This window comes from Anaerosporobacter sp. (genome assembly GCF_031551385.1).
Taxonomy (GTDB): Bacteria; Bacillota; Clostridia; order Lachnospirales; family Lachnospiraceae; genus Anaerosporobacter.
In genome coordinates, this window is the sequence record NZ_JAVBNS010000004.1 from 18,048 (window position 1) to 38,412 (window position 20,365).

General features: G+C 33.9%; 25 protein-coding genes. 17 read left to right on the forward strand and 8 right to left on the reverse strand.

Features of this window, described 5'->3' with window-relative positions; translation table 11 throughout:
- Positions 1–9: 9 nt before the first annotated feature.
- From RMR19_RS00230 to RMR19_RS00240, 3 genes are all read left to right on the forward strand, one after another.
- Entirely contained in the window at positions 10–411 is a 402-nt protein-coding gene (locus RMR19_RS00230; protein ID WP_310601538.1) for a (deoxy)nucleoside triphosphate pyrophosphohydrolase, read from the forward strand.
- A gap of 43 nt (positions 412–454) precedes the next feature.
- Entirely contained in the window at positions 455–1,330 is an 876-nt protein-coding gene (locus RMR19_RS00235; protein ID WP_310601539.1) for a TIGR02452 family protein, read from the forward strand.
- 119 nt (positions 1,331–1,449) lie between these two features.
- Positions 1,450–1,842, forward strand: a complete 393-nt coding sequence (locus RMR19_RS00240) for a hypothetical protein (RefSeq protein WP_310601540.1) — start codon at positions 1,450–1,452, stop codon at positions 1,840–1,842.
- A gap of 98 nt (positions 1,843–1,940) precedes the next feature.
- Here RMR19_RS00240 and RMR19_RS00245 read toward each other — a convergent pair whose 3' ends face one another.
- The 3 genes from RMR19_RS00245 to RMR19_RS00255 all read right to left on the reverse strand — a co-directional run bounded on the left by RMR19_RS00245 (position 1,941) and on the right by RMR19_RS00255 (position 4,827).
- Complete coding sequence (locus tag RMR19_RS00245) at positions 1,941–2,915, reverse strand: hypothetical protein (RefSeq protein WP_310601541.1); 975 nt, start codon at positions 2,913–2,915, stop codon at positions 1,941–1,943.
- 122 nt (positions 2,916–3,037) lie between these two features.
- Positions 3,038–3,805 carry a nucleotidyltransferase domain-containing protein gene (locus tag RMR19_RS00250; protein WP_310601542.1) on the reverse strand — a complete coding sequence of 256 codons (768 nt, stop codon included), beginning with the start codon at positions 3,803–3,805 and terminating at the stop codon, positions 3,038–3,040.
- Entirely contained in the window at positions 3,805–4,827 is a 1,023-nt protein-coding gene (locus RMR19_RS00255; protein WP_310601543.1) for a nucleotidyltransferase domain-containing protein, read from the reverse strand. Before RMR19_RS00255 ends, RMR19_RS00250 begins: the two co-directional genes overlap by 1 nt.
- A gap of 225 nt (positions 4,828–5,052) precedes the next feature.
- On the opposite strand from RMR19_RS00255, the gene RMR19_RS00260 reads away from it, so the two are divergent.
- From RMR19_RS00260 to RMR19_RS00290, 7 genes are all read left to right on the forward strand, one after another.
- Positions 5,053–5,922, forward strand: coding sequence for an alpha/beta fold hydrolase (locus RMR19_RS00260; RefSeq protein WP_310601544.1), 870 nt, complete (start codon positions 5,053–5,055; stop codon positions 5,920–5,922).
- A 109-nt stretch (positions 5,923–6,031) separates the two neighbouring features.
- Entirely contained in the window at positions 6,032–6,565 is a 534-nt protein-coding gene (locus RMR19_RS00265; protein ID WP_310601545.1) for an RNA polymerase sigma factor, read from the forward strand.
- Complete coding sequence (locus RMR19_RS00270; RefSeq protein ID WP_310601546.1) at positions 6,549–7,178, forward strand: hypothetical protein; 630 nt, start codon at positions 6,549–6,551, stop codon at positions 7,176–7,178. The genes RMR19_RS00265 and RMR19_RS00270 overlap by 17 nt, the downstream gene beginning before the upstream one ends.
- Before the next feature lie 17 nt (positions 7,179–7,195).
- Positions 7,196–7,696: an NUDIX hydrolase gene (locus RMR19_RS00275; protein WP_310601547.1), complete on the forward strand. Its 501-nt coding sequence runs from the start codon at positions 7,196–7,198 to the stop codon at positions 7,694–7,696.
- Positions 7,697–7,712: 16 nt separating this feature from the next.
- The gene (locus RMR19_RS00280; protein WP_310601548.1) at positions 7,713–8,600 is read left to right on the forward strand and encodes a S66 peptidase family protein; all 888 of its coding nucleotides are present in this window, start codon (positions 7,713–7,715) and stop codon (positions 8,598–8,600) included.
- A gap of 287 nt (positions 8,601–8,887) precedes the next feature.
- Positions 8,888–9,385 (forward strand): hypothetical protein, encoded by a 498-nt coding sequence (locus tag RMR19_RS00285; protein ID WP_310601549.1) that lies wholly within the window; start codon positions 8,888–8,890, stop codon positions 9,383–9,385.
- Between the two features lie 372 nt (positions 9,386–9,757).
- Entirely contained in the window at positions 9,758–10,174 is a 417-nt protein-coding gene (locus RMR19_RS00290) for a YjdF family protein (RefSeq protein ID WP_310601550.1), read from the forward strand.
- Between the two features lie 140 nt (positions 10,175–10,314).
- Here RMR19_RS00290 and RMR19_RS00295 read toward each other — a convergent pair whose 3' ends face one another.
- Both RMR19_RS00295 and RMR19_RS00300 read right to left on the reverse strand, forming a co-directional pair.
- Positions 10,315–11,319: a DUF1848 domain-containing protein gene (locus RMR19_RS00295; RefSeq protein ID WP_331654577.1), complete on the reverse strand. Its 1,005-nt coding sequence runs from the start codon at positions 11,317–11,319 to the stop codon at positions 10,315–10,317.
- Between the two features lie 172 nt (positions 11,320–11,491).
- Entirely contained in the window at positions 11,492–12,358 is an 867-nt protein-coding gene (locus tag RMR19_RS00300) for a MerR family transcriptional regulator (protein WP_310601551.1), read from the reverse strand.
- 252 nt (positions 12,359–12,610) lie between these two features.
- On the opposite strand from RMR19_RS00300, the gene RMR19_RS00305 reads away from it, so the two are divergent.
- Complete coding sequence (locus RMR19_RS00305; RefSeq protein ID WP_310601552.1) at positions 12,611–13,291, forward strand: class I SAM-dependent methyltransferase; 681 nt, start codon at positions 12,611–12,613, stop codon at positions 13,289–13,291.
- Between the two features lie 166 nt (positions 13,292–13,457).
- Here the strand turns inward: RMR19_RS00305 and RMR19_RS00310 are convergent, their stop codons facing one another.
- The 3 genes from RMR19_RS00310 to RMR19_RS00320 form a co-directional block, all read right to left on the reverse strand.
- Positions 13,458–14,108 carry a CPBP family intramembrane glutamic endopeptidase gene (locus RMR19_RS00310; RefSeq protein ID WP_310601553.1) on the reverse strand — a complete coding sequence of 217 codons (651 nt, stop codon included), beginning with the start codon at positions 14,106–14,108 and terminating at the stop codon, positions 13,458–13,460.
- A gap of 500 nt (positions 14,109–14,608) precedes the next feature.
- Positions 14,609–15,433 (reverse strand): zf-HC2 domain-containing protein, encoded by an 825-nt coding sequence (locus tag RMR19_RS00315; protein WP_310601554.1) that lies wholly within the window; start codon positions 15,431–15,433, stop codon positions 14,609–14,611.
- A gap of 2 nt (positions 15,434–15,435) precedes the next feature.
- A complete protein-coding gene (locus RMR19_RS00320; RefSeq protein WP_310601555.1) occupies positions 15,436–15,909 on the reverse strand; it encodes an RNA polymerase sigma factor in 474 nt (157 codons plus the stop codon).
- Between the two features lie 248 nt (positions 15,910–16,157).
- Between RMR19_RS00320 and RMR19_RS00325 the strand changes: the two genes are divergently transcribed.
- The 6 genes from RMR19_RS00325 (at position 16,158) to RMR19_RS00350 (ending at position 20,129) form a co-directional block, all read left to right on the forward strand.
- Positions 16,158–17,129 (forward strand): effector binding domain-containing protein, encoded by a 972-nt coding sequence (locus tag RMR19_RS00325; RefSeq protein WP_310601556.1) that lies wholly within the window; start codon positions 16,158–16,160, stop codon positions 17,127–17,129.
- A gap of 150 nt (positions 17,130–17,279) precedes the next feature.
- A complete protein-coding gene (locus RMR19_RS00330) occupies positions 17,280–17,720 on the forward strand; it encodes an Rrf2 family transcriptional regulator (RefSeq protein WP_310601557.1) in 441 nt (146 codons plus the stop codon).
- A 465-nt stretch (positions 17,721–18,185) separates the two neighbouring features.
- Complete coding sequence (locus tag RMR19_RS00335; protein WP_310601558.1) at positions 18,186–18,785, forward strand: type IV toxin-antitoxin system AbiEi family antitoxin domain-containing protein; 600 nt, start codon at positions 18,186–18,188, stop codon at positions 18,783–18,785.
- Positions 18,786–19,152: 367 nt separating this feature from the next.
- The gene (locus tag RMR19_RS00340; protein ID WP_310601559.1) at positions 19,153–19,548 is read left to right on the forward strand and encodes a pyridoxamine 5'-phosphate oxidase family protein; all 396 of its coding nucleotides are present in this window, start codon (positions 19,153–19,155) and stop codon (positions 19,546–19,548) included.
- Positions 19,549–19,585: 37 nt separating this feature from the next.
- The gene (locus RMR19_RS21955) at positions 19,586–19,765 is read left to right on the forward strand and encodes a DUF362 domain-containing protein (RefSeq protein WP_310601560.1); all 180 of its coding nucleotides are present in this window, start codon (positions 19,586–19,588) and stop codon (positions 19,763–19,765) included.
- A gap of 4 nt (positions 19,766–19,769) precedes the next feature.
- Positions 19,770–20,129, forward strand: coding sequence for a hypothetical protein (locus RMR19_RS00350; protein WP_310601561.1), 360 nt, complete (start codon positions 19,770–19,772; stop codon positions 20,127–20,129).
- Positions 20,130–20,365: the final 236 nt, after the last annotated feature.

Sequence of the window (20,365 nt, forward strand, 5' to 3'; positions counted from 1 at the left end):
GAGGAACGAATGAAAATATGTAAAGTAGTAGCTGCAATTATTATTCATGAAGATAAAGTGTTTGCAACACAACGTGGATACGGAGAATTTAAAGATGGTTGGGAGTTTCCGGGCGGAAAAGTTGAACAAGGTGAAACTCCTCAAGATGCATTGGTACGTGAGATAAAAGAGGAACTAGATACTGAGATTGAAGTTGGGGAATTGTTAGAAACAGTTGAATATGATTATCCTAAGTTCCATCTTTCTATGGATTGCTTTATCTGTAAGGTTATATCAGGAGATTTAGTATTGAAAGAGCATAAGGCAGCAAGGTGGTTGACAAAGGACATGTTAGATAGTGTTGATTGGTTAGAGGCGGATAGAGGGGTGGTTGAGAAGATAAAAAAGTCGACTATTATAAATTTGAAATAAAATTGAAAATGAGCGATAAAGTGAGCGATAATACAATTCAGAAATGAGGAAACCTTATGTTCAACAAAAAAGAAAAAACATAGAAGTATTTCAACACACCGAAAACCTAGTTAAGACAAATCCCAAATTAAAAGATGCACTTCAAAACTCAAGTGCAAGACAATACATCATAAAAGAAACCGATGTATTAGAAACGACAAACACCCAGCGTTTTGAAGAACCATGTAAAATAATTGTATCAAAAAAGAGAAGTCTTGAAGCAGCAAGTGCTTATACAGGGCAGAAGGTATGTGTACATAATTTTGCCTCCGCAACAAATCCAGGAGGCGGAGTGACAAGAGGATCGAATGCACAGGAGGAGGCAATCTGCCGATGCAGTACGCTATATTTTAATATTAGTGAGAGTAAGGTAGTAAGAGAATTCCATAATTATCACAGACAGATGCTAAAGGAAGAAAAACTTAATGTGACATATAATGATGACTGCATCTATACACCAGAGGTTGTTGTATTTAAGTCAGATACGATGGTTCCAGAATTGCTAGAGGAAGATAAGTGGTATAACGTAGATATCATTACTTGCGCAGCACCAAATCTTCGAGAACGTCCAAACAATGCGATGAATCCAGGTGGTGGGAGTAAACCAATTCGAGTAACTGACCGTGAGCTAAAAGAGATACACGTAAAGAGGATGAGGCGGATTCTTGATATTGCAAAAAAAGAGCAGGAAGATGTAGTGATTCTAGGGGCGTTTGGTTGTGGAGCATTTTCCAACCCTCCTCGTGTAGTTGCAGAAGCAATGGCAGAGGTGGTAAAAGAGTATCAGTATGATTTCTTAACGATAGAATTTGCGGTGTATTGTGTTCCTAGAGATACAACGAATTACGATGAATTTAACAGACGATTAGGAAAAAGATAATTCGAAAAATTTGACTTGTAACAGTTCCTAATTCCTAAGAAAACACTGGAAAAAACAAGAGCTATATGATAGAATTATAAAAAATCTAAAATTAGACATTATTCAAGGAGAAATCTATCATGAAGAAAATAAAAGCCATATCCTTACTTGCATCTCTTGTATTGCTACTTTCCGCGTGTTCATCATACACATCAACATCTACCTTTAATGGAAGCCGAACAGGCAATAAAGATCAATTTATTATGGACTATTTAATTTTAAACACAACGGATTATCAACTGTTAGAATTAGAAGAAGGAGATATCGTTGATTTTGATATCGTTAGTAAGTCAGGGAAAGTAAATGTGTCCCTTCAGAAAGAGGGAGAAGAACCCGTGTATGAAGGAAACGATGTAGAGACAAGCTCCTTTAAAGTTACAATCGGTGAAAGTGGTACATACAAGGCTACTGTAACAGGGAAAAAAGCCAAGGGAAGTGTAAGCATCATTAAAGAAGGAAATTCGAATGAGTAATAGCGATAGAATAATTGATGAAGAGTGTTAATGATACAGTAACAAAATAAAACCTTACTGATTTTCAAATTGTAAATGAAAATCAGTAAGGTTTTTGTTTATTGAACAATTATTTCAGTTTCAGATACAAGTGTTTCTAATGCTGTAACCATATCAGGTACAGCAACTGGAGTTACAACTGTTTCACCTAAGCCTAATACATCAAGATTCAAAAGCAAACCATCACCATTATCGTATACAGTGAAATTCAATTCATTGCCGTTTGACTCATTTGTAAGTGTAATATTGTTTCCATCCGCTGTGGCACTACCAACCATAATGATGGATTCGGTCGTGTCAGGTGATAACAATGCTAATACCATAAAGGAACCATCATCATTGTTGGCAATATAGACAGCGATATCCTCTGCAAAAGAACCTGCATAAGCTTCGGTAATTACATCATTGAGATAGCTTAAATCCGTAGTAGAATCTGGAACTACTGCAGTGGTAAGATTCTCAATTTCAAGCATCGCATCAATAACTTCATCGACATCAGCATCACCAAGTGTAGCAATACCTAATTCATCACCCATATCAATTACAATGCCGTCAGCAAACGATGTAACACTGAAAGTAAGAGTAAGTCCATCTTCCTCATCTGTAATGGTTACGGAACCACCACCATTGTCCACAATAGGTCCTACAAATACATAGTGTTCCATTGCATCTGCATCAAGAAACATTAGTAGAGCAATAGAGCCATCGGCGCTACCTGCATAATAGACACCTGCTCCATCTTCTGTCAGACCCATATAAGCTTCCACAAAAAGAGATCTTAAATTATCTGGATCATAATCTGTATCCGTAGGTTCTGTCGTTGAAGCTGGAACAGAATCATTTCCAACTGTATTGTCATCTGCTGTTTTAGTGTCTGCTATGTTGCTATCTGTTGTTTGATCTGCTTTTGTTGTGTTGTCTGTCGTTTGTGTTGGAGTGTTCTTCTTACCACCACAAGCAGTGGCAGACATCACAAGTATAAGTGTCAGTAGCACTGTTAATAGTTTTCTTATAGCATTCTTATTCATTTTCATAAATCTTAATACCTCCCAATATCTAGTTATATGTTGTGACACGCCTACATTAAGTATACGCTAATAGGTGACCAATTTCCTCTGCTGGTAGCATAATATTTTGAGTTTTGCATTGCGGTGGTTTATATATTGCAGAGTATCTCTCTAAATATTGTATTGAGGCTACTCCAGTCTTCCTTGCGATCATCAGGTAGAGACTCCACAATTGATTTTTGATTGGTTAATTCAGAAGCAATAAAGTCAATGATTACTGGAATCTGTGGATTCAAATCTTGTTCATTTGTAATTTTTTTCTTTTCAAGCAATTCCTCAATACCGAGTCGGAGATTATCTGACATATCAATATCAAGTAATTCATCAAATAAAACAGGAGGGGGACACTTGTGTTCTTCAATATATCTACAGGCAAGCAATGGTCTAAGAGCATAAAAATATTTTTTGTATTTTACCATTTCGTCCTGTAGATATTGTGAGTAGGTACTGTGAGCTGTTCCACTATAATGATAAATGGCTGATTTCATGGAGAAATATGATTTTACAGTGTTATATATTTGCTCCCATTCAGCCGTTTTTTTATATACGATAGGAGAATTGCACCATTCAAAAAGTGTTGCATTACCCTTTTTAAAATGTATTAGAGCTTTCTTTAAATCCCACCCATTGATATCCAAGACTTCATCTAACTGCCATTCTATAATATCTTTTGGTTCGTCTAAGCGTAGGTAATCCGCTTCGTTTCTAACATAGATAAAGCGGACATCGTAGTCGCTATCAGGAGATGCAAATCCCCAGGCGCGGCTTCCGGATTCAATAGCCAGGAGGATTTTCACATTTTCTCTTTGCTCTATTTCCGTAAGTTTTTCTTTGATTTCAGTTAATATATCACGCATTAAAAGTCACCCTCAATTGCCTTTCTGTTAACGTATTCAACAAAAGATTCGATTTTCTCCATGTTGGGATTGTCAGGTAATGTAGACTCTTTTGTAGCTCTTTCAAGTTTGGACTCGTAGTCAGCAAGGATATCATAAAATTCTTGATTAAAAGTTTTATCTTCTTTTTGAAAGCCACCATTTCTAATCTTAAGTAGAAGTTCCAAATCATCTTTTCGATTCGTTCGAATCTGTCCCTTTTCCATAATATCAATAGCCATCATAAAAAGACGGATCAGATGCATGGCGTGTTTGTTAAGATGATTGTCATCTTTCTTTTTATTGCGCTTACCAATTTTGTCGTATTCTCTTACAACAGTATGCATAACTGACCACATATTTTCATAGTCACGCAATGGAAGATGCGTATAATTGGCATCTATAAATATTTCGGTATCCAGTGTAGGATTAACAGCCTTATCAATATAAAGATGAATACTTCCATTTTCAAAAGAAGAATAGCGGCGTGTGAAATCATCAAGTGCATTGCGAACAGAATTAAGTATATGTTGCTCTTTTTCTGATTGTGGCATGGAATCTCTAGCAATGGCATTCTGTAATCTACGCAGTTGAGCACTTGCATATCCACCAAAGGATTTAGCAGCACGTTTGGAGAGAAATAAATTAGTATTATCAATTAATTCTTGACCCAAAGCAGTTTTGATTAAGTATTGATCTTCATCAAGACCAAGAATCTCACATGTATTTGGATTACATTCTAAGAGTAGTTTTATTATCTTATTGAAAGAGTAAATCACGGTATCAGTAGTAGCATCTTCATACTGCTCGAAGTCAGTCATTCCAAGTAAATCAGAAGTAGTGTTGAGTGTAATACCTCGAAAATCAATATCACTGTTATCATTATTGGTACCATAAGAATAGCTACCACCTAAACCAAGTAAGATAATACGATTTCCAAGTCTGCTATTTGTGCGGAGAAAATCATATGAGTTTGTGTTCATTAATTCTTTGAAATTAATCATAAAATAATCAATTGCCTTTCTTGCTATCTGTAGATTGTGTTACTATTTGAAACTGATATATTGTATTTTACAGATACTCTTATATTGTAGCAGGGTTGAATAAAAAAAGATACAAAAATATGGAAAATAGGTGTATGATATAAAAGGATTGATTATCTGACAGTAATATTGCATGTGGATATACTAGTAAAAAACAATTAAAGTCTGTGAGGGAATATAATTAGAATGGCGAAGAAAAGAACAATATACAAGACTCAAGAGGGAAAAGCAGAAATTTTTGCATTGTATGATAGTCAATTAAGTAGACTGCCGCTTAAATATTCAGATATGTGGGTTTATACATCTTTCGGGAAAACACATCTTATTGAAACTGGAAATGTATCAGGCGTACCATTACTTTTCTTTCATGGTGGAAATGCAACAACAGCATACAATCTGATTTCTAGTGATTTTTTGTTCGAAGATTTTCATATCTATGCAGTTGATACGATTGGACATCCTGGAAAAAGTGATGAAACATGTTTATCAGCTAATAATTATGATTATGGCAAATGGGCGAGTGAGGTTATATCTGGGCTAGGTTTTGAAAATATTTGCTGTTTTGGCGGTTCTTTTGGCGCTGGAATTATAGCAAAAACAATGTGTGTTGCACCAACGAAGGTAAGCAAGGCAGTTTTATATAATCCATCAGGGATAAAGAATGCACCAGCAATTAATAGTATGAGCATGATGGTTCCGATGATTAGATATTGGGTTACACATAAAGAAGAATGGTTAAAGAAGTGTATGCTTCCAATGGCAGTAACGGAAGATAATATAACAAAGGATATCTATGATACTGCAAAATGTAGTATTGATTATGCTAAAATTAAAACGGGGATGCCAAGCAATGTTAAAAGTACTGATATGAGAAAATGTGATGCTCCTACGTTAGTTATGGCAAGTGAAAAAGATTGTCTGTTTCCAGCGAAAATGGTTATTCCACAAGCTGAGAATATAATACCGAATTGTACTACATATCTACTTGAAGGTAGAGGGCATATGTGTGCTTTGACAGAGGAAGAAAAGTGGATGATAATTGAATTCTTATTATAAATAATATTGCAACATTTTTGTTTCCTCAACTGTATATAAAGTAGAACAGGTGGGTGATACTGAGATTACTCGTATTGCTCACCTTGTTTTAGTGAAGGAGGAAGAAGGTATGAAAGGAAGCTCTCTTTATCAAGAATCAGCTTTTGAAGAAATACAAAGTGTTAATGAAAGAGCAGAAAGACTATTAGATACACACGGTAATAGCATTTTACGACTTGCATACTCCTATTTACATAATATGAGTGATGCAGAGGAAGTTTTGCAAGATACATTAATTCAATTTTTGAAAACAGCTCCGATTTTTGAAAATGTGACACATGAGAAAGCATGGCTACTTCGAGTGGCAGCAAATTTAAGCAAAAATCGAATTGAATATAATAAACTACGTCGGACAGACGAGTTAGATGAAAACCTAATAGCAGAAATGCGAGAGGATTTATCATTTGTATGGGAGGCTGTGAAGAGTCTTCCTGATAAATATAGGGAAGTAGTGCATCTGTTTTACTATGAAGGGTATCCCACAGCGCAGATTGCAAATATTCTTGGAAAAAAGGAATCAAGTATACGTTCCGATTTACGTCGTGGACGGACTAAACTAAAAAAAATTCTAAAGGAGGCGTATGACTTTGAAGAAATCATATGAAGAAATTATGGACACAGTCGAAGTAGACGAGGAGATGCGAAAGCGCATTCTGAATAATATACAATCGGTGGAAGCCGAGAAACCAAGCAAAATTGTACGTTTCTCCAAGTGGAAAAAGTATGGGTCTATTGCGGCCTGTATTGCTATTCTACTAACAGGAGCAATCATGATTCCTAATATTATCAATAGAGAACAGAGTGACACCGATCCAGATATAGTAAGTGTTGTACCAGATATTACGGAAGCATCTTCGGTAGGTGAACTATCAAAAATGGTTGGGTTTGAGGTTGCTGATTTAGAAGTTCTACCTATAACAGTGGAGGAAAGTCGATATGTTTCTTACTGGAAGGAACTTGCCGAGATAACGTATACAAGTGGTGAACAGACAATCGTATATCGCAAATCAATAGGTAGTGATGATAACTCAGGTGACTATAGTAATTATGGAGAAGTTGTTACAAAAACATTTGATACAGAGGAAGTCACATTGAAAGGGAATGGAGAAAATTACAATTTGGCGAGTTGGGTAAGTGGAAAATATTCATATTCTCTTCGTTTTACAGAGGGAGTTTCGGAAGAAGAGATAGGGAGTATTATTTTAGAGAATAAGTAGAAAGGTATGGTTATTTTATGAAGGAGTTATATTTAGATTCAAAAAATTACAAAGAGGGCGGTAGCGTCTATAAACGTACAGCAGTTAGAGGTATCATTAAAAAGGGAGACAGATATCTTATCATTCATAGTAAATATGGGGATTACAAGTTTCCTGGTGGTGGAATGGAAAAAGGGGAAACGTTAGAAGATACATTAATAAGAGAGGTACAGGAAGAAACAGGATATCATGTTATTAGAGATACGTTAGCTGATGGAATTTTAGTGCATGAAAAAAGAAAGGGTGACCCTGACGATTTATTAGAGATGGATTCCTATTACTTTATCTGTGATATCAGTGAAGAGGTTGGAGAACGAAATCTTGATGAATATGAAAAAGAGTATGATTACCAAGTGGATTGGCTACCACTAAAGGAAATAATAGCAAAAAATGAAATGGTACTTGATTATCAAAATATACCTTGGATTGTGAGAGAAAACATGGTGATGAAGGAAATTCTAAAGGAAAGTATGAAATGAGAAAAGGGGGATTAAAATGTTAGCAGATAAATTAAATATAGGAGATACGATAGGTATTATTTCACCAAGTCATGTTGCTACGGTTGAACATTATGCAAATATTATTACAGGAATAGAATCTATGGGATTCAAAGTAAAGATAGGGGCGAACTTATACAAAGATACTTATGGATATCTGGCAAGCGAGATGGAACGAGCAGAAGATTTGAATACGATGGTTAATGATAAGGAAGTTAAGATGATTTTCTTTGGCGGTGGAGAGGGAAGTATTGAGCTATTGCCCTACATTGATTATGAAAACATTAAAAGAAATCCCAAAATATTTTTAAGTTATAGTGATGGAACTTCAATTTTAAATGCGATTTATTCAAAAACAGGCTTAATTACTTACTATGGACAAGCTCCAGGAAATCTTATAGAGTCGCAACAATATAATGTAGAGCAATTTTATTCCCATATTGTAAGACGAGATGCAAGTAATTTTATTAGTAATAGTAAGTGGTATTCTTTGCACGATGGAATTTGTGAAGGAACTTTAATTGGGGGTTATACAGTGAATTTTGCGTTATCTTTAAATACTCCATACTTCCAAATTGACAAAAATAAAAAGTATGTTTTATTCTTAGAAGATCATGAATGTTTTAATTGTGTTGCTGCAGTTAGTACATTTTTATCTTATATAGAGCAAAATGATTTTATAGAAAATGTGTCAGGGTTAGTGTTTGGGAATTATTCTGATACATTATCAAAACAGTTATTGGAACGACTTGAAAGATTTGGACAGAAACATAATGTTCCAGTTGTCTACAATGATGATTTTGGTCATGGTAGTAATCATGCTATTTTGCCTATCGGTGGGGAAGTGATTTTAGATACGAATCAAAAAACAATGCGTTTTTTATAATGGATGTAGAAGTCAACAGAAAAGACAGGTTTTTATGCCTGTCCTTTTTGTCCAATAATTACAACATGATTACTTGAACCTAAAGTAGATTGCTCACGGCATACACGATAGTGATAATCGCACCATGTTTTGAAGTGGGCTTCGTCAATAGCTTAACCTATATCAAAATATATAAAAAGAATAAATATATTTTATAGTGCAACATTTTTATCTCCCCAACTGTATATAAAGTAGAACAGCAAAAATGCAGTTCAATAAATAGTTAAACAAAAAAGGAGAATGAGAAAATGAAGAGGATGATTAAGGTTGCACTTTGCACTATGATGGTACTTTCATTTGTAGGTTGTGGTAAGACAAATAAGGAACAGAATAATTCAAAGGTGTCTGGTGAAAAGACAGAAGTTGCGAATCCAATTACCGCTTGTGAGTCTATGGAGGAAGCTGAGAAACTGGCTGGTTTTGATATTACGGTTACTGATTCAATCGAAGGTTATGACAGTCGTGAAGTTCAAGTAATTAATAAGGAACTCATTGAAGTTATTTACTCAAAGGGTGATGAGGAAGTACGTATTCGAAAAGCTGCTGGTAGTGAAGATATCAGTGGTGATTATACGAATTATAGTGAAAACAATGTGGTTGCAGTCGGTGAATTACAAGTGACAATGAAGGGAAATGATGGTCAGATAGACAGTGCTACATGGACAAATGGTGACTATACTTATTCAATAAGTACAAATGGAATGAGTGTTGATGCTGTTACAGAATTGATTTTATCTATTCAGTAATACAAAGCAGAGAGCTAGTGGTTACTGTTCAGTCCCAAGCCTTGCACTACGCTGCAAGGCTATGGGCTAATAAAGCAGAACGACCAAGAATCCAGCCCCTTCGCCGAAGGCGAACTTTAAATGGGCTGGATTCCATTGCTGTGAACGCTATGTGTGAGCAGTAACAAGTAGCTTGTTGAAGTATCTACTAGGAAATTACAGGCTGTTATGGTAAAATACAGAGGCAAAGATAAAAACACAACGTATAGAGTCTATAAAAATAGTTTCTATACAGATCTGGTAGGTAGTCCAGACGTATTCATCTGAATATAAGTAACCCTCCTCCTTGGTCGTCCATTCTTTGTTCATTACAATTTTAAGGAGGATTTTGTTATGGACAAAGTATCGATTACGTTGAAAGTATTTTTTGAAGAACCATTTTGGAGAGGGCTTTTTGAAAGGGTCACGGACGGCAAATTGTCAGTTTGTAAAGTTACATTTGCCGAAGAACCAAAGGACTATGAAGTCTATGAGTTTATTCTAAAGAATTTCTATCAATTACGATTTAGTCCGACTGTGGAGATTGTTGTAAAGGAAATGAAACGTAATTCTAAAAGGTTACAGCGAGAGGTGCGAAAGCAGATTGATAATTCAGGCATAGGTACGAAATCGCAGCAAGCATTGAAATTACAGCAGGAGCAGATGAAAACTGAACGGAAGGTTATTAGCAGAGAGCAAAGGGAAGCTGAAAGCCAACGTCAGTTTGAATTAAAACAACAAAAAAAGAAACAGAAACATAGGGGCAGGTAGTAATGTACTTGTGCATATCTAATTTATAGATACACAAGTACATTAGAATCCTATAGGACCAAGCAAATAGAGCTTCCGAAATAGCTTCAATAGGCTGTTTCAGAAGCTCTATTATATTTATATACCTATGTTTTGGATAACTATATAGAAAATAAATTAAGCTGCATATTCTTTTGGCTTTTAACCTTACGTTCCGTTACTTTGTCGAGTTCTGTTAGTTGACTACATAAAAGAGGTGCATTCTTATCATATGTTTGTAAAATACGATTGCGGACATCAGTATTATGATTGGCATAGCAATAAACACACCCATTTTGGCAAGTATTATAGAGCCCTAAATCTATGCTTGTAACACAGCCACATTCGAGACGTTGATTTTTATCTTTTTCTATATCAAGGGAACAGCCAAGTAACTTTGCGATAAGTCTACCGTCAATACATCGGGCATGTTCTATATTATAAGAAGATAGGTCAATATCTTCAGCACAAGTATCTATTTTGAGATGGAAGGAATGTGCAATTAAGGAAAGTTCTTTAGCAAGCATCATTTTATTATTGTGTGATAGTTCGTGAATATTCTTTCCTTTAATATTGCTAGAGATTTTGGTATATAAATCAATAAAACTAATAGTTGCTTTTTCTGTATAGTCACATAGTTTACTTGCAATATAGTTGAATTTTTCAATATGCCACTCTACAGTATATTTCTCATTTAATATAATAGGGTCATAACGCCAGATTACTCGTTGCTTTCCAAGTGTATTTGATAGCATCTGAAATGTATTTATGCGTTCATCTAAATCAGGTAGATTTGTTTCAATATCTTTATCATAGGCATTTAAAGTAAATTGAAAATAATACATATATTCATGTAATATATCAAGTTTATCTATTATAGGTTTAGGATTTTTGCTCCAAAACACAATGCAATCTACAACATCAGGAGAAAGATTGACCTTACTTACTTGATGCGTGTTCATGGGATTGCGCACATAGGCATATTTTTCAGTTATCCGATTGATAAACCAATCTGAGAAAAAAGCAGGGATGTCAGTTCGACGACTAGCGCTGATTATCATAATTTTACCAAGCCTTAAATGAAAATGCTGTTTTTCCTTCCTTAGATATTCTTTTATCTTTATCATTTCGATGTAATCTATTATTTTATAGTTACATCCTATCATTCTGTAGAAGATATAACAATAAAAATCTGGTACTTGATAAATTAGTAGCAAAAATCAGATGAAAACTTTTTGCGGACAGTGTCTGCAAAATTGCCAGAAGAATATAAAAAGACATTTTCATTTTTTATCTAAACTATCCATGAAAGTAATATTGCAAAGCTTTAGCAATATAATCAGACGCTCCTGTTCCATATTTCTTGTCAGTTACATCTCTGACAGCATCATTAGAATAACTCTCTATAACCATATCCCAGAAGCCATCACCCATATCCAGACCCATATTTGTTTCATGGGAAAAATCAATCATTTGCTGTACGATAGTCTGGATTTCATCGGAAGCCACATCTTTTGTCATATCAGAAGTCAATCTTATATATAAATCATCACTTTTTTGAGTGATATCATCTATATTTTCTTTAAGATTATCTGCCTGTTCCATTAATTCTGAGAAATGTTCCAGATTGTATTTCATGGCCTCGGTATATTTTTCAACACTACCAAACTGTTTGATAGCAATTTTAGCTACACTGGATTCATCATCTTGAACTTTCTGTATAAACTCATTGAAGTTTTCAAGACTGCCCCAATATTTAATAACATCATCTGCATTTTTTGTTTTGAATTGTTCTAATGCTTCAACATATTCACTTAAATCAAACTCTTTAAAACTCATATAGGATTCTCCTCTCTCTAATTTACTTAGAAGCTCAATAAGTTTGTTCATTCGATTACGTTTAAAAATGAGCAACTTTTTTTGTTCTCTAAAAGCTTCAAGTTTATCAAATTCTGGTGTTTGTAAAATTTCTTTAATGTCTTTAAGTTTAAAATCCAGTTCTTTGAAAAACAGGATTTGCTGTAATTTTTGCAAGGCTTCATCATTGTATAAGCGATAACCAGATGACGTTAACTGACTTGGTTTTAGAAGGTCAATTTCATCATAGTATTGTAATGTTCGTATGCTTATACCTGTTAATTCTGCAACTTGACTTATGGTTTTCACAGTAATCAGCTCCTTGTGTAATAGGAAAACGATATAGAAATTTGCCGGCGTATATCTATATTGTTCTCTAAGATAAAGAATACATTATCACGCTACGTGGTAGTCAATAGTTTTTTTCTAATTTTAGCACACTTGACTCTGCTTTGGCTGTAAATAATTTATAGTTGAAAATCCCTAATACAAATGATATGATTAAAAAAATTTAGTAAGTGTTAGGTGCTATAATTAATTTATATTTTCGGAGGGGCTAGTATGAGGACAGAACAAATAAAAACACATTTCGAAGAAGAAGCGAAAGAATATGATATTATTATTCAAAAATTAATTCCACATTATAACGAAATGATTGATGCACTAGTTTCCATAATACCATTTTCAAAAGATAGTAATTTTACGATGATTGATTTAGGCTGTGGAACAGGTACAATTTCGAAAGCAGTAAAGACTAGTTTCTCAAATGTAGATATTACTTGTGTTGACGTTGCCGAGAATATGCTAGAGATAGCAAAAGATAAAATTGGTGGAGATGTAAATTGCATTCAAGCTGACTTTAATACATTCCAGTTTCCGAAGAAATATAATTTGATAGTATCCTCTTTGGCATTGCATCATTTAGAGACTGATAATGACAAAAAAGAGTTTTATAAAAAAATATACTCCGCACTTACGGATGATGGTATATTTATTAATCTTGATGTTGTTTTAGGAAGTGATGAAAAACTACAGAAGGTATATATAGATAAATGGAAAGAATTTATGTTGCAAAATGTATCCGAAGAGGAAGTTGCGAATAAATGGCTACCTAATTATTATGCAGAGGATAGGCCGACCCAGTTAGTAACACATCTTGCTATGTTGAAAGAATGTGGTTTTTCTTATATAGATGTTGTGTATAAGTATTATAATTATGCTGTATATATGGGGAAGAAATAGCTAGGGCGTGTTTGACTTTACCACAGTATCAAGGAAAAATAGATGATATCAATGCGATTATTGAGACGTTAATAAACTCCAATTAACAAGGTTTTTTGGTTATGAGATAATTAGTAGCTTCTCAATAATCTTAAAAAGAATAAAATAGCATTCCTTTATTGCTTGCTTACAGATTTTTTCTATATATTTTTTTATCTAGCAATATAGCCACTAAGCATACCAAAACATACCCAGCTACTCCAATAATAGAAGATTCAATGCCAAACTCTCCACCTGTCCAAACGAATGACTTTGTGTCTAGTACATAACTATACAAAGAATTTTCATTAAATGATGTTCCTATATTTAAGATTCCACCAATTATAATAATATTCCAAAGAGCATGAACAATCGCACTATTCCATACGGATTTTGTTTTTAAGGCAATAAGTGAAAACATAATACCTACCATTGTTCCAGCCAAGATTACTAGGGCGCAACTTAAAAGGTTAAAATCCATTCCAATAATATGTAATATTCCAAAGAGCAAAGAAGGAACAATAATTGCAACTTTTCTGTCAAATCTTTTTTCAACTACATTCATTATAATTCCGCGAAAAATAATTTCTTCAACAATGCCTGCTCCAAATCCTGTAAAAAAAACGCCTGCTGATACTATTACTAATTTTTGATTCAAATCGATTGCATTTTTCTCAAATGAACCACGAAGTAACAAAAAGCATGCACTTACAAGAACGGGTAAAACAAGTGCAGTAATTACCCACTCTAACTTTAATTTAAAACGAGGAATATAGTAATCTATTCTATCTTCTTTCATATATTTTCTGCATAGCAATTTGATAAAGTATAATGCAAATGTAATATACATAACACCTGACAGTATATTGCAAATAAATTCGGGCATTTTAATCATTATAAATATATTTGCAATTAATAATGCTAATCCTTGTGATGCTACGAGTATCAATATACTTAATATAATTGATAAAAGCATTTTCTTTGTTTTCATGTTCTTCTTTTCTGCCTTTCAAATTATTATTTTTTCAAACAGACAGCAATGACCTTTCGTTTTTTTACTATAAAGATAATCTACAAATCAAAATTTCAAAAAGAAAAATCATTGCTGCTTTGCAAACATTACATATCCGATTTATCTTTTCGACGATGATACATAATACCAATTATAAAAAGAATAGCCCCTACGATACAGCCAGAGAGCAAACATAATAGAAAAACATTTGCATCTAAGGTATTAAAGTTCCAAGTAGAAAGTCTGGCATCAAGGAAAGAAAGGTGCTATGTGCAATTTAAGATCAATTATATAACATCATGTACTACAGCGATAAATATACCACTAATTATCATACATAAACCACATTTAACACAGGCATTATTCCTGATATAGCGAATAATCAAAAATAGAATCCAAACAAATGCAGTACAAAAAGTGGTAATTGCAAATGCTGAAAACCAATAATCCTCCGAACCGGCATATAATCCACTTGCAATAATAATTGCATATAAAAGTATGGTATTTGCAGCCATTGCAATAAGACCTTTATTGTTAACTAATAGCCCTTTTCGTGGTAGCTGATATAAGACAATCGGCAAAAATACAACAGAGAGACCAAACAATATTGGAATTATAGCAACAAAGAACCAATCACCACCAGTATATAGACAGCATGTTAATAGTAATAATATTAAACTTGCTGTGAAGCAACCAATTGACCAAGATGCTTTTCTTTCTATAACAACGAGAGGAACAACAGTAATAGAGGCAACCATCATAAGTGAAGTTAATACAATAAAGAACCAGTCAAGCCCATGTCCGATTGCAAGATTGCAGATTAGACAAACAACAATCGGAATTAATAATACTCCAGCAGTACAGATGCCAACTGTTGCAGCTCTTCTTTTTTCTTTCTTTGCATGCATAGTTAGAACACTATTTTTTTCTTCTATTAGGTGGTCATCTATATTTGTGTCCTTCAATTTCTCGAAAACAGTACTACAGTTACTACATTCTTTTAGATGTTCCTCCACAATCTTTTTACTTGAATTGCTACAGGCATTATCCAGATATAGTGGAAGTAAATCTTGAACCATTTCGCAATCATATAACGTTTGATTATTACTCATATTTATTCCATCCTTTCTTGAATTTTTAGTCTGGCACGGTGATATGTCACACGAGCCCAAGTTTCTGTTTTACCAAATATTTTGCCTATCTTTTGAAATGATAGTTCTCCGAATATCCGTAGTTGAAATACTTCTTTATAAGGTTCTTCCATACTATGTAGGATTTGATGAATCTGAAAACTCAGATTTTCATCTTCAAGCAATTTGGAGATATTTACATCAGAAGGAATATCTTCTGGCATTTCCTTTTTACGTGATTGCTTTCTTAATTCGTCAATACAAGTATTTTTGGCAATTGCACATAACCAAGTGAATTCACTTGAGTTCCCTTGATACTGTTGTTTGGTTTTCAATGCTTTAAAAAATACTTCTTGTGTAATTTCTTCTGCCATATGTGTGTTCTTTATCATTGTCATGACATAAGAGTAAACTTCCATATAATAAGTATTATATAACTTATCAAAATCTACAGACATAGAAACCTCCTTCCTGTTTTCATAGATTAGACGAGTAAAACAGGATTTCGTTACAAAATATTTTGAAAATATTTTTGAAAATGTTTATAATAATAAAAATGCGAAAATTATCTTATTTTACCAGAACAAAGTATACTATATAACTTGGTATTTGGCTAGAAGGATGAATATTAAAATATTTTTGAAATCATGCTTGACTACGACATCGTGTCGTACCTTAAAATTTATTTAGAGGAGGCGATAGAATAATGGAAATAATGACAGTAAGTGATGTGTCAAAACAGTTTAATATATCTACTAGAATGCTGAGGTATTATGAAAAAACGGGACTGATTGCAAGTACACGTATTGAAAACTATTCGTATCGTGTATATGATGCAAATGCCGTAAAACGTTTACAGCAGATTCTTGTACTTAGAAAACTAAGAATTCCAGTAAAGCAGATTGGAGTAATTCTTGATGACGAAGAACAAATTCAAACATTAGAAATTGTCCAAAAGAATCTGTCAGAACTGAATGAGGAAATTGTAGCATTAACTACAATACAGGATATATTAAAAACTTTAGTATCAAAACTTGATGAAGGTATAAGACGAAAAATACGATTGGATTTACTAGAGGACACAGAGCTTATCGATATCGTACATGTTCTAAATTCTCCCAAGACGAATCTAAAGGAGGAACGATCAATGGATGAATTAGTTAAAGCAAGCAAAGTGTTAGAATCAAAGATGGAGGTAAGAATTGTGTATTTACCACCAGCAACAGTAGCATCATGTCAGTATATTAGGGACAATCCAGAAAATTATGTTGGAGAAAAGGTATATGCATTTATTAAAGAATCCAATCTACTAAAAATTAAGCCAGACCTTAGAGCTTATGGTTTTAATAATCCGTCACCACAAGAGGGACAGAAGGATTATGGTTATGAGTTTTGGGTAACCATTCCTGAAGATATGGAAGTTCCAGAACCACTTATAAAGAAACAATTTGCAGGAGGACTATATGCGGCGCATTGCATAAAACATGGAGATTTTTTTGAATGGGAAGGATTTATTAATCTGCTAAAGGAAAGCGAAGAGTATGATATTGATTGGAGAGAGCCAGAAGGAATGGGTGGCTGTTTGGAAGAAGAGATAAACATCTATACGAATATGTTAGAAGGATTAAATACAGCAGGACAGCTAGATTTGCTTATCCCGATAAAAAGAAAAGGTTAAATTACTAGAAAAGTATTGACTGTAGATAGACACTGTAGTATTAGGTGGTTTACTACTGCTTGCTTGGAATAAATGGTATACTCGTGTTAATTGACATAGTATAAAAAACAAAGTAAACTGAATAGGATAAACGAAAGTGAGGAAAATCCTATGCAGATTTCAAGTAGATTTACAATTGCAGTTCATATATTTGCGTGTATCGATACTTTTGAGAAGGAATATAAGATTACAAGTGAGTTTTTGGCTTCCAGTACGAATGTAAATCCAGTTATTATAAGAAAATTGTTGGCACAGCTAAAAGCGGCTGGACTTGTGAGTGTAGTACGAGGAAGTGGGGGCGCTTCTATTGCAAAGCCACTTCAAGACATTACATTTCTTGATATATATAAGGCAGTAGAATGTGTAGAAGATGGAAAATTATTTAACTTCCATGAAAACCCGAATTCAAATTGCCCTGTTGGCAAAAATATTCATCATATACTTGATGATAAATTAGAGAGAGTACAGTCAGCGATGGAGAAGGAGCTTGCATCTATTACATTAGAAGATATAAAAAAAGATACAGCAAAGCACATACTAGGGCGTGTTTGAAAAATCATTCCACTGTTCTGCACCCTCCACTCAGCGGTCTGAAAGCTCAAAATTCAGTCAATGTAGCTCGCTACACCTCCTGAATTTTGAGCTTCCACCCCACTAAGTGGAGTGCACAGCCCAGTAAGAGCATTTTTCAAACACGCCCTAGAAGAGTAGAGGATAACTCTTTAGAAGGTCGTAAAGCAAGGTGTTTTTGCTGGGTGAAAGTCACAAAAAAACATAAATGAAAACATATAGTCCTGAATAGTTATAGTAAGAAGTTCATCAGAAAGGCATCCAGAAATTCATTCTGAATGTCTTTTTTGATGAGCTTGATTTTACTCCACCAAAAGATAATACAAAAACTTAATACCATTGTACATGATTAGAGTAACCTTGTAATTCTATAAAAAAGTTGTTATAATAGAACTTGATACAAAAACTATAAAGTAATTGTACGAAGTTGTATTAGGAGTGATGTGTATGAATACCCAAATTGATTACGAGAAGATTTTTGAAAAATATAATGGAATTATGCGTACCTGCGAGCTGACAAAAGAAGGAATCTTTTATCAGAGACTGCAGGTGCTAATAGAAGAAGGTAGTGTTGAAAAGATAAAGTATGGTTATTATCAGTGGCAGGATGAAAAGGCATTTACGGAAGCATCAGTTATAGCTTCGCTTTTTCCAGAAGCCATTCTCTGCAATTCATCTGCAATTATGTATTATGGTTATACGGATCGTGTTCCGGGAATATGGCATGTAGCGGTGGATAATAAGTCCGCACGAAATAAATATAAGGTTGACTTCCAAAAAATAAAGCCACATTTTATTGAACCACACAGACTTGAGATCGGTGTGAGCGAATGTGAAATAGATGGAATTAAACTGAGGATTTATGATAGAGAAAGGCTAATTTGCGATTGTCTTAGACATGTAAATACAATGGAGGGAGAAGTTTTCAATACTGTGATTCAAAGATATGTTCAGGATAAGAACAAAAATGCTACAAGATTGATGGAATATGCAGTAAAACTTGGAGTGGAGAAGAAAGCAAGGAGGATAATTGGAATATGGCTATAAAAGATGGAAGAACTATAATCCTGGACCGGGATTGGTGAAACCTGAGTTTCATGATGTGCTTATGCAAATAAATCGATTTGTTGGACCAGTCTTTCAAGCTATCGTGAACGAAGATGAATTTTTCGGTACATGGGTAGGAGACCAAAATGAATGGTGTTAGTAATGATGATAGTAATCTTGTAAGTATTTTTACTATGCTTACAGGGTTATTTTTTTACCCTTTTTTATTAATAAAGGAAAAGTCACATAAGTTTTTTGAATTTTAATAGTTGTAACTATTGACATTACAACACGAAGATGATATATTGGAGTTGTAATAAAAATGATTACAACGAAAAAATGAAAAACAAGTGGAGGTAGATTATTTATGACAAAAGTAATAGAGTTTTTACATGCAAACCCAGTACAGTATTTGGCAACAGTAGGAAGAGATGGAAAGGCAAAATGTCGTCCATTTATGTTCTGTTTCGAAAAAGACGGAAAGTTATGGTTCTGCACAAATAACACAAAAGATGTATATATGGATATGCAAAGTAACGCAGAGGTAGAGATAAGTGTATCCGATTCCACATATGCATGGATTCGTCTTAATGGCAAAGCAGTATTTGAGAATAACATGGAAGTGAAGGAAGCTTGCATGGCAAATCCTATCGTAAAGGGGCAATATAACACAGCCGATAATCCTATCTTTGAAGTATTCTACCTAGATAATCCACATGGTGTAATTGCTGATTTCTCAGGAAATCCACCTTATGAGTTTTAGAAAATGAAGACAAAAGACTATCTACAAATGCTAAAAAATGAAATCCTCTGGATTCTATATCACAAAACGCTGTCATGGTTGTAGAATTTGTTATTCGAAATGTCCGCAAAAATGTATTGATTTATCAGTAAAACCATTAGTTATTCAGCAAGAAAATTGTCTGCACTGTGGTAATTGTATGTCGGTATGTCCATTTGGGGCAGTAGAGAAGAGGTAGGGATATGGAGTGGACACAATTTTTATCAGCAATGCCTGCAAATGATTATATATTTTCAAAGTCCCCATACGAAGAACAGATAAATCGAGCTGCAGATATGCTTCAAGAAGCTGAGAATGTTTTAATTGGAGCAGGAGCAGGACTATCAACTGCTGCAGGTCTTATATATGGAGGAAAAAGATTTGCCGATAATTTTGGTGAGTTCATTGAAAAAATAAAATTTCATTTTCCTCAGGAAACAGCGGCCAGAATTGCAGTAGAAACAGTTAAAGAGTTTTTGCAGACAGATACACAGATAGAAAAAGTGATATTCAATGTTTTCAAGCAAGAGGATTATGATATCTATACAAAAATCCTTGGATAATATTAAATTAGGAATCGTCAATTACTCAATTCGAGACATTAGCTAGCTGACACATTATGTTCAATTAATAAGGTAATTGCATATTAAATGATACGAAACTTAACTTATAAGTCACAATTATAAATGAATATACAAAATATGATAGCGAAACTAGTTGATTTATAAATTAAACCTGTGATAGAATTTTAATATGGAAGTATTAACTTGAATCCTTATAAAATTAAGGATGTGCTACC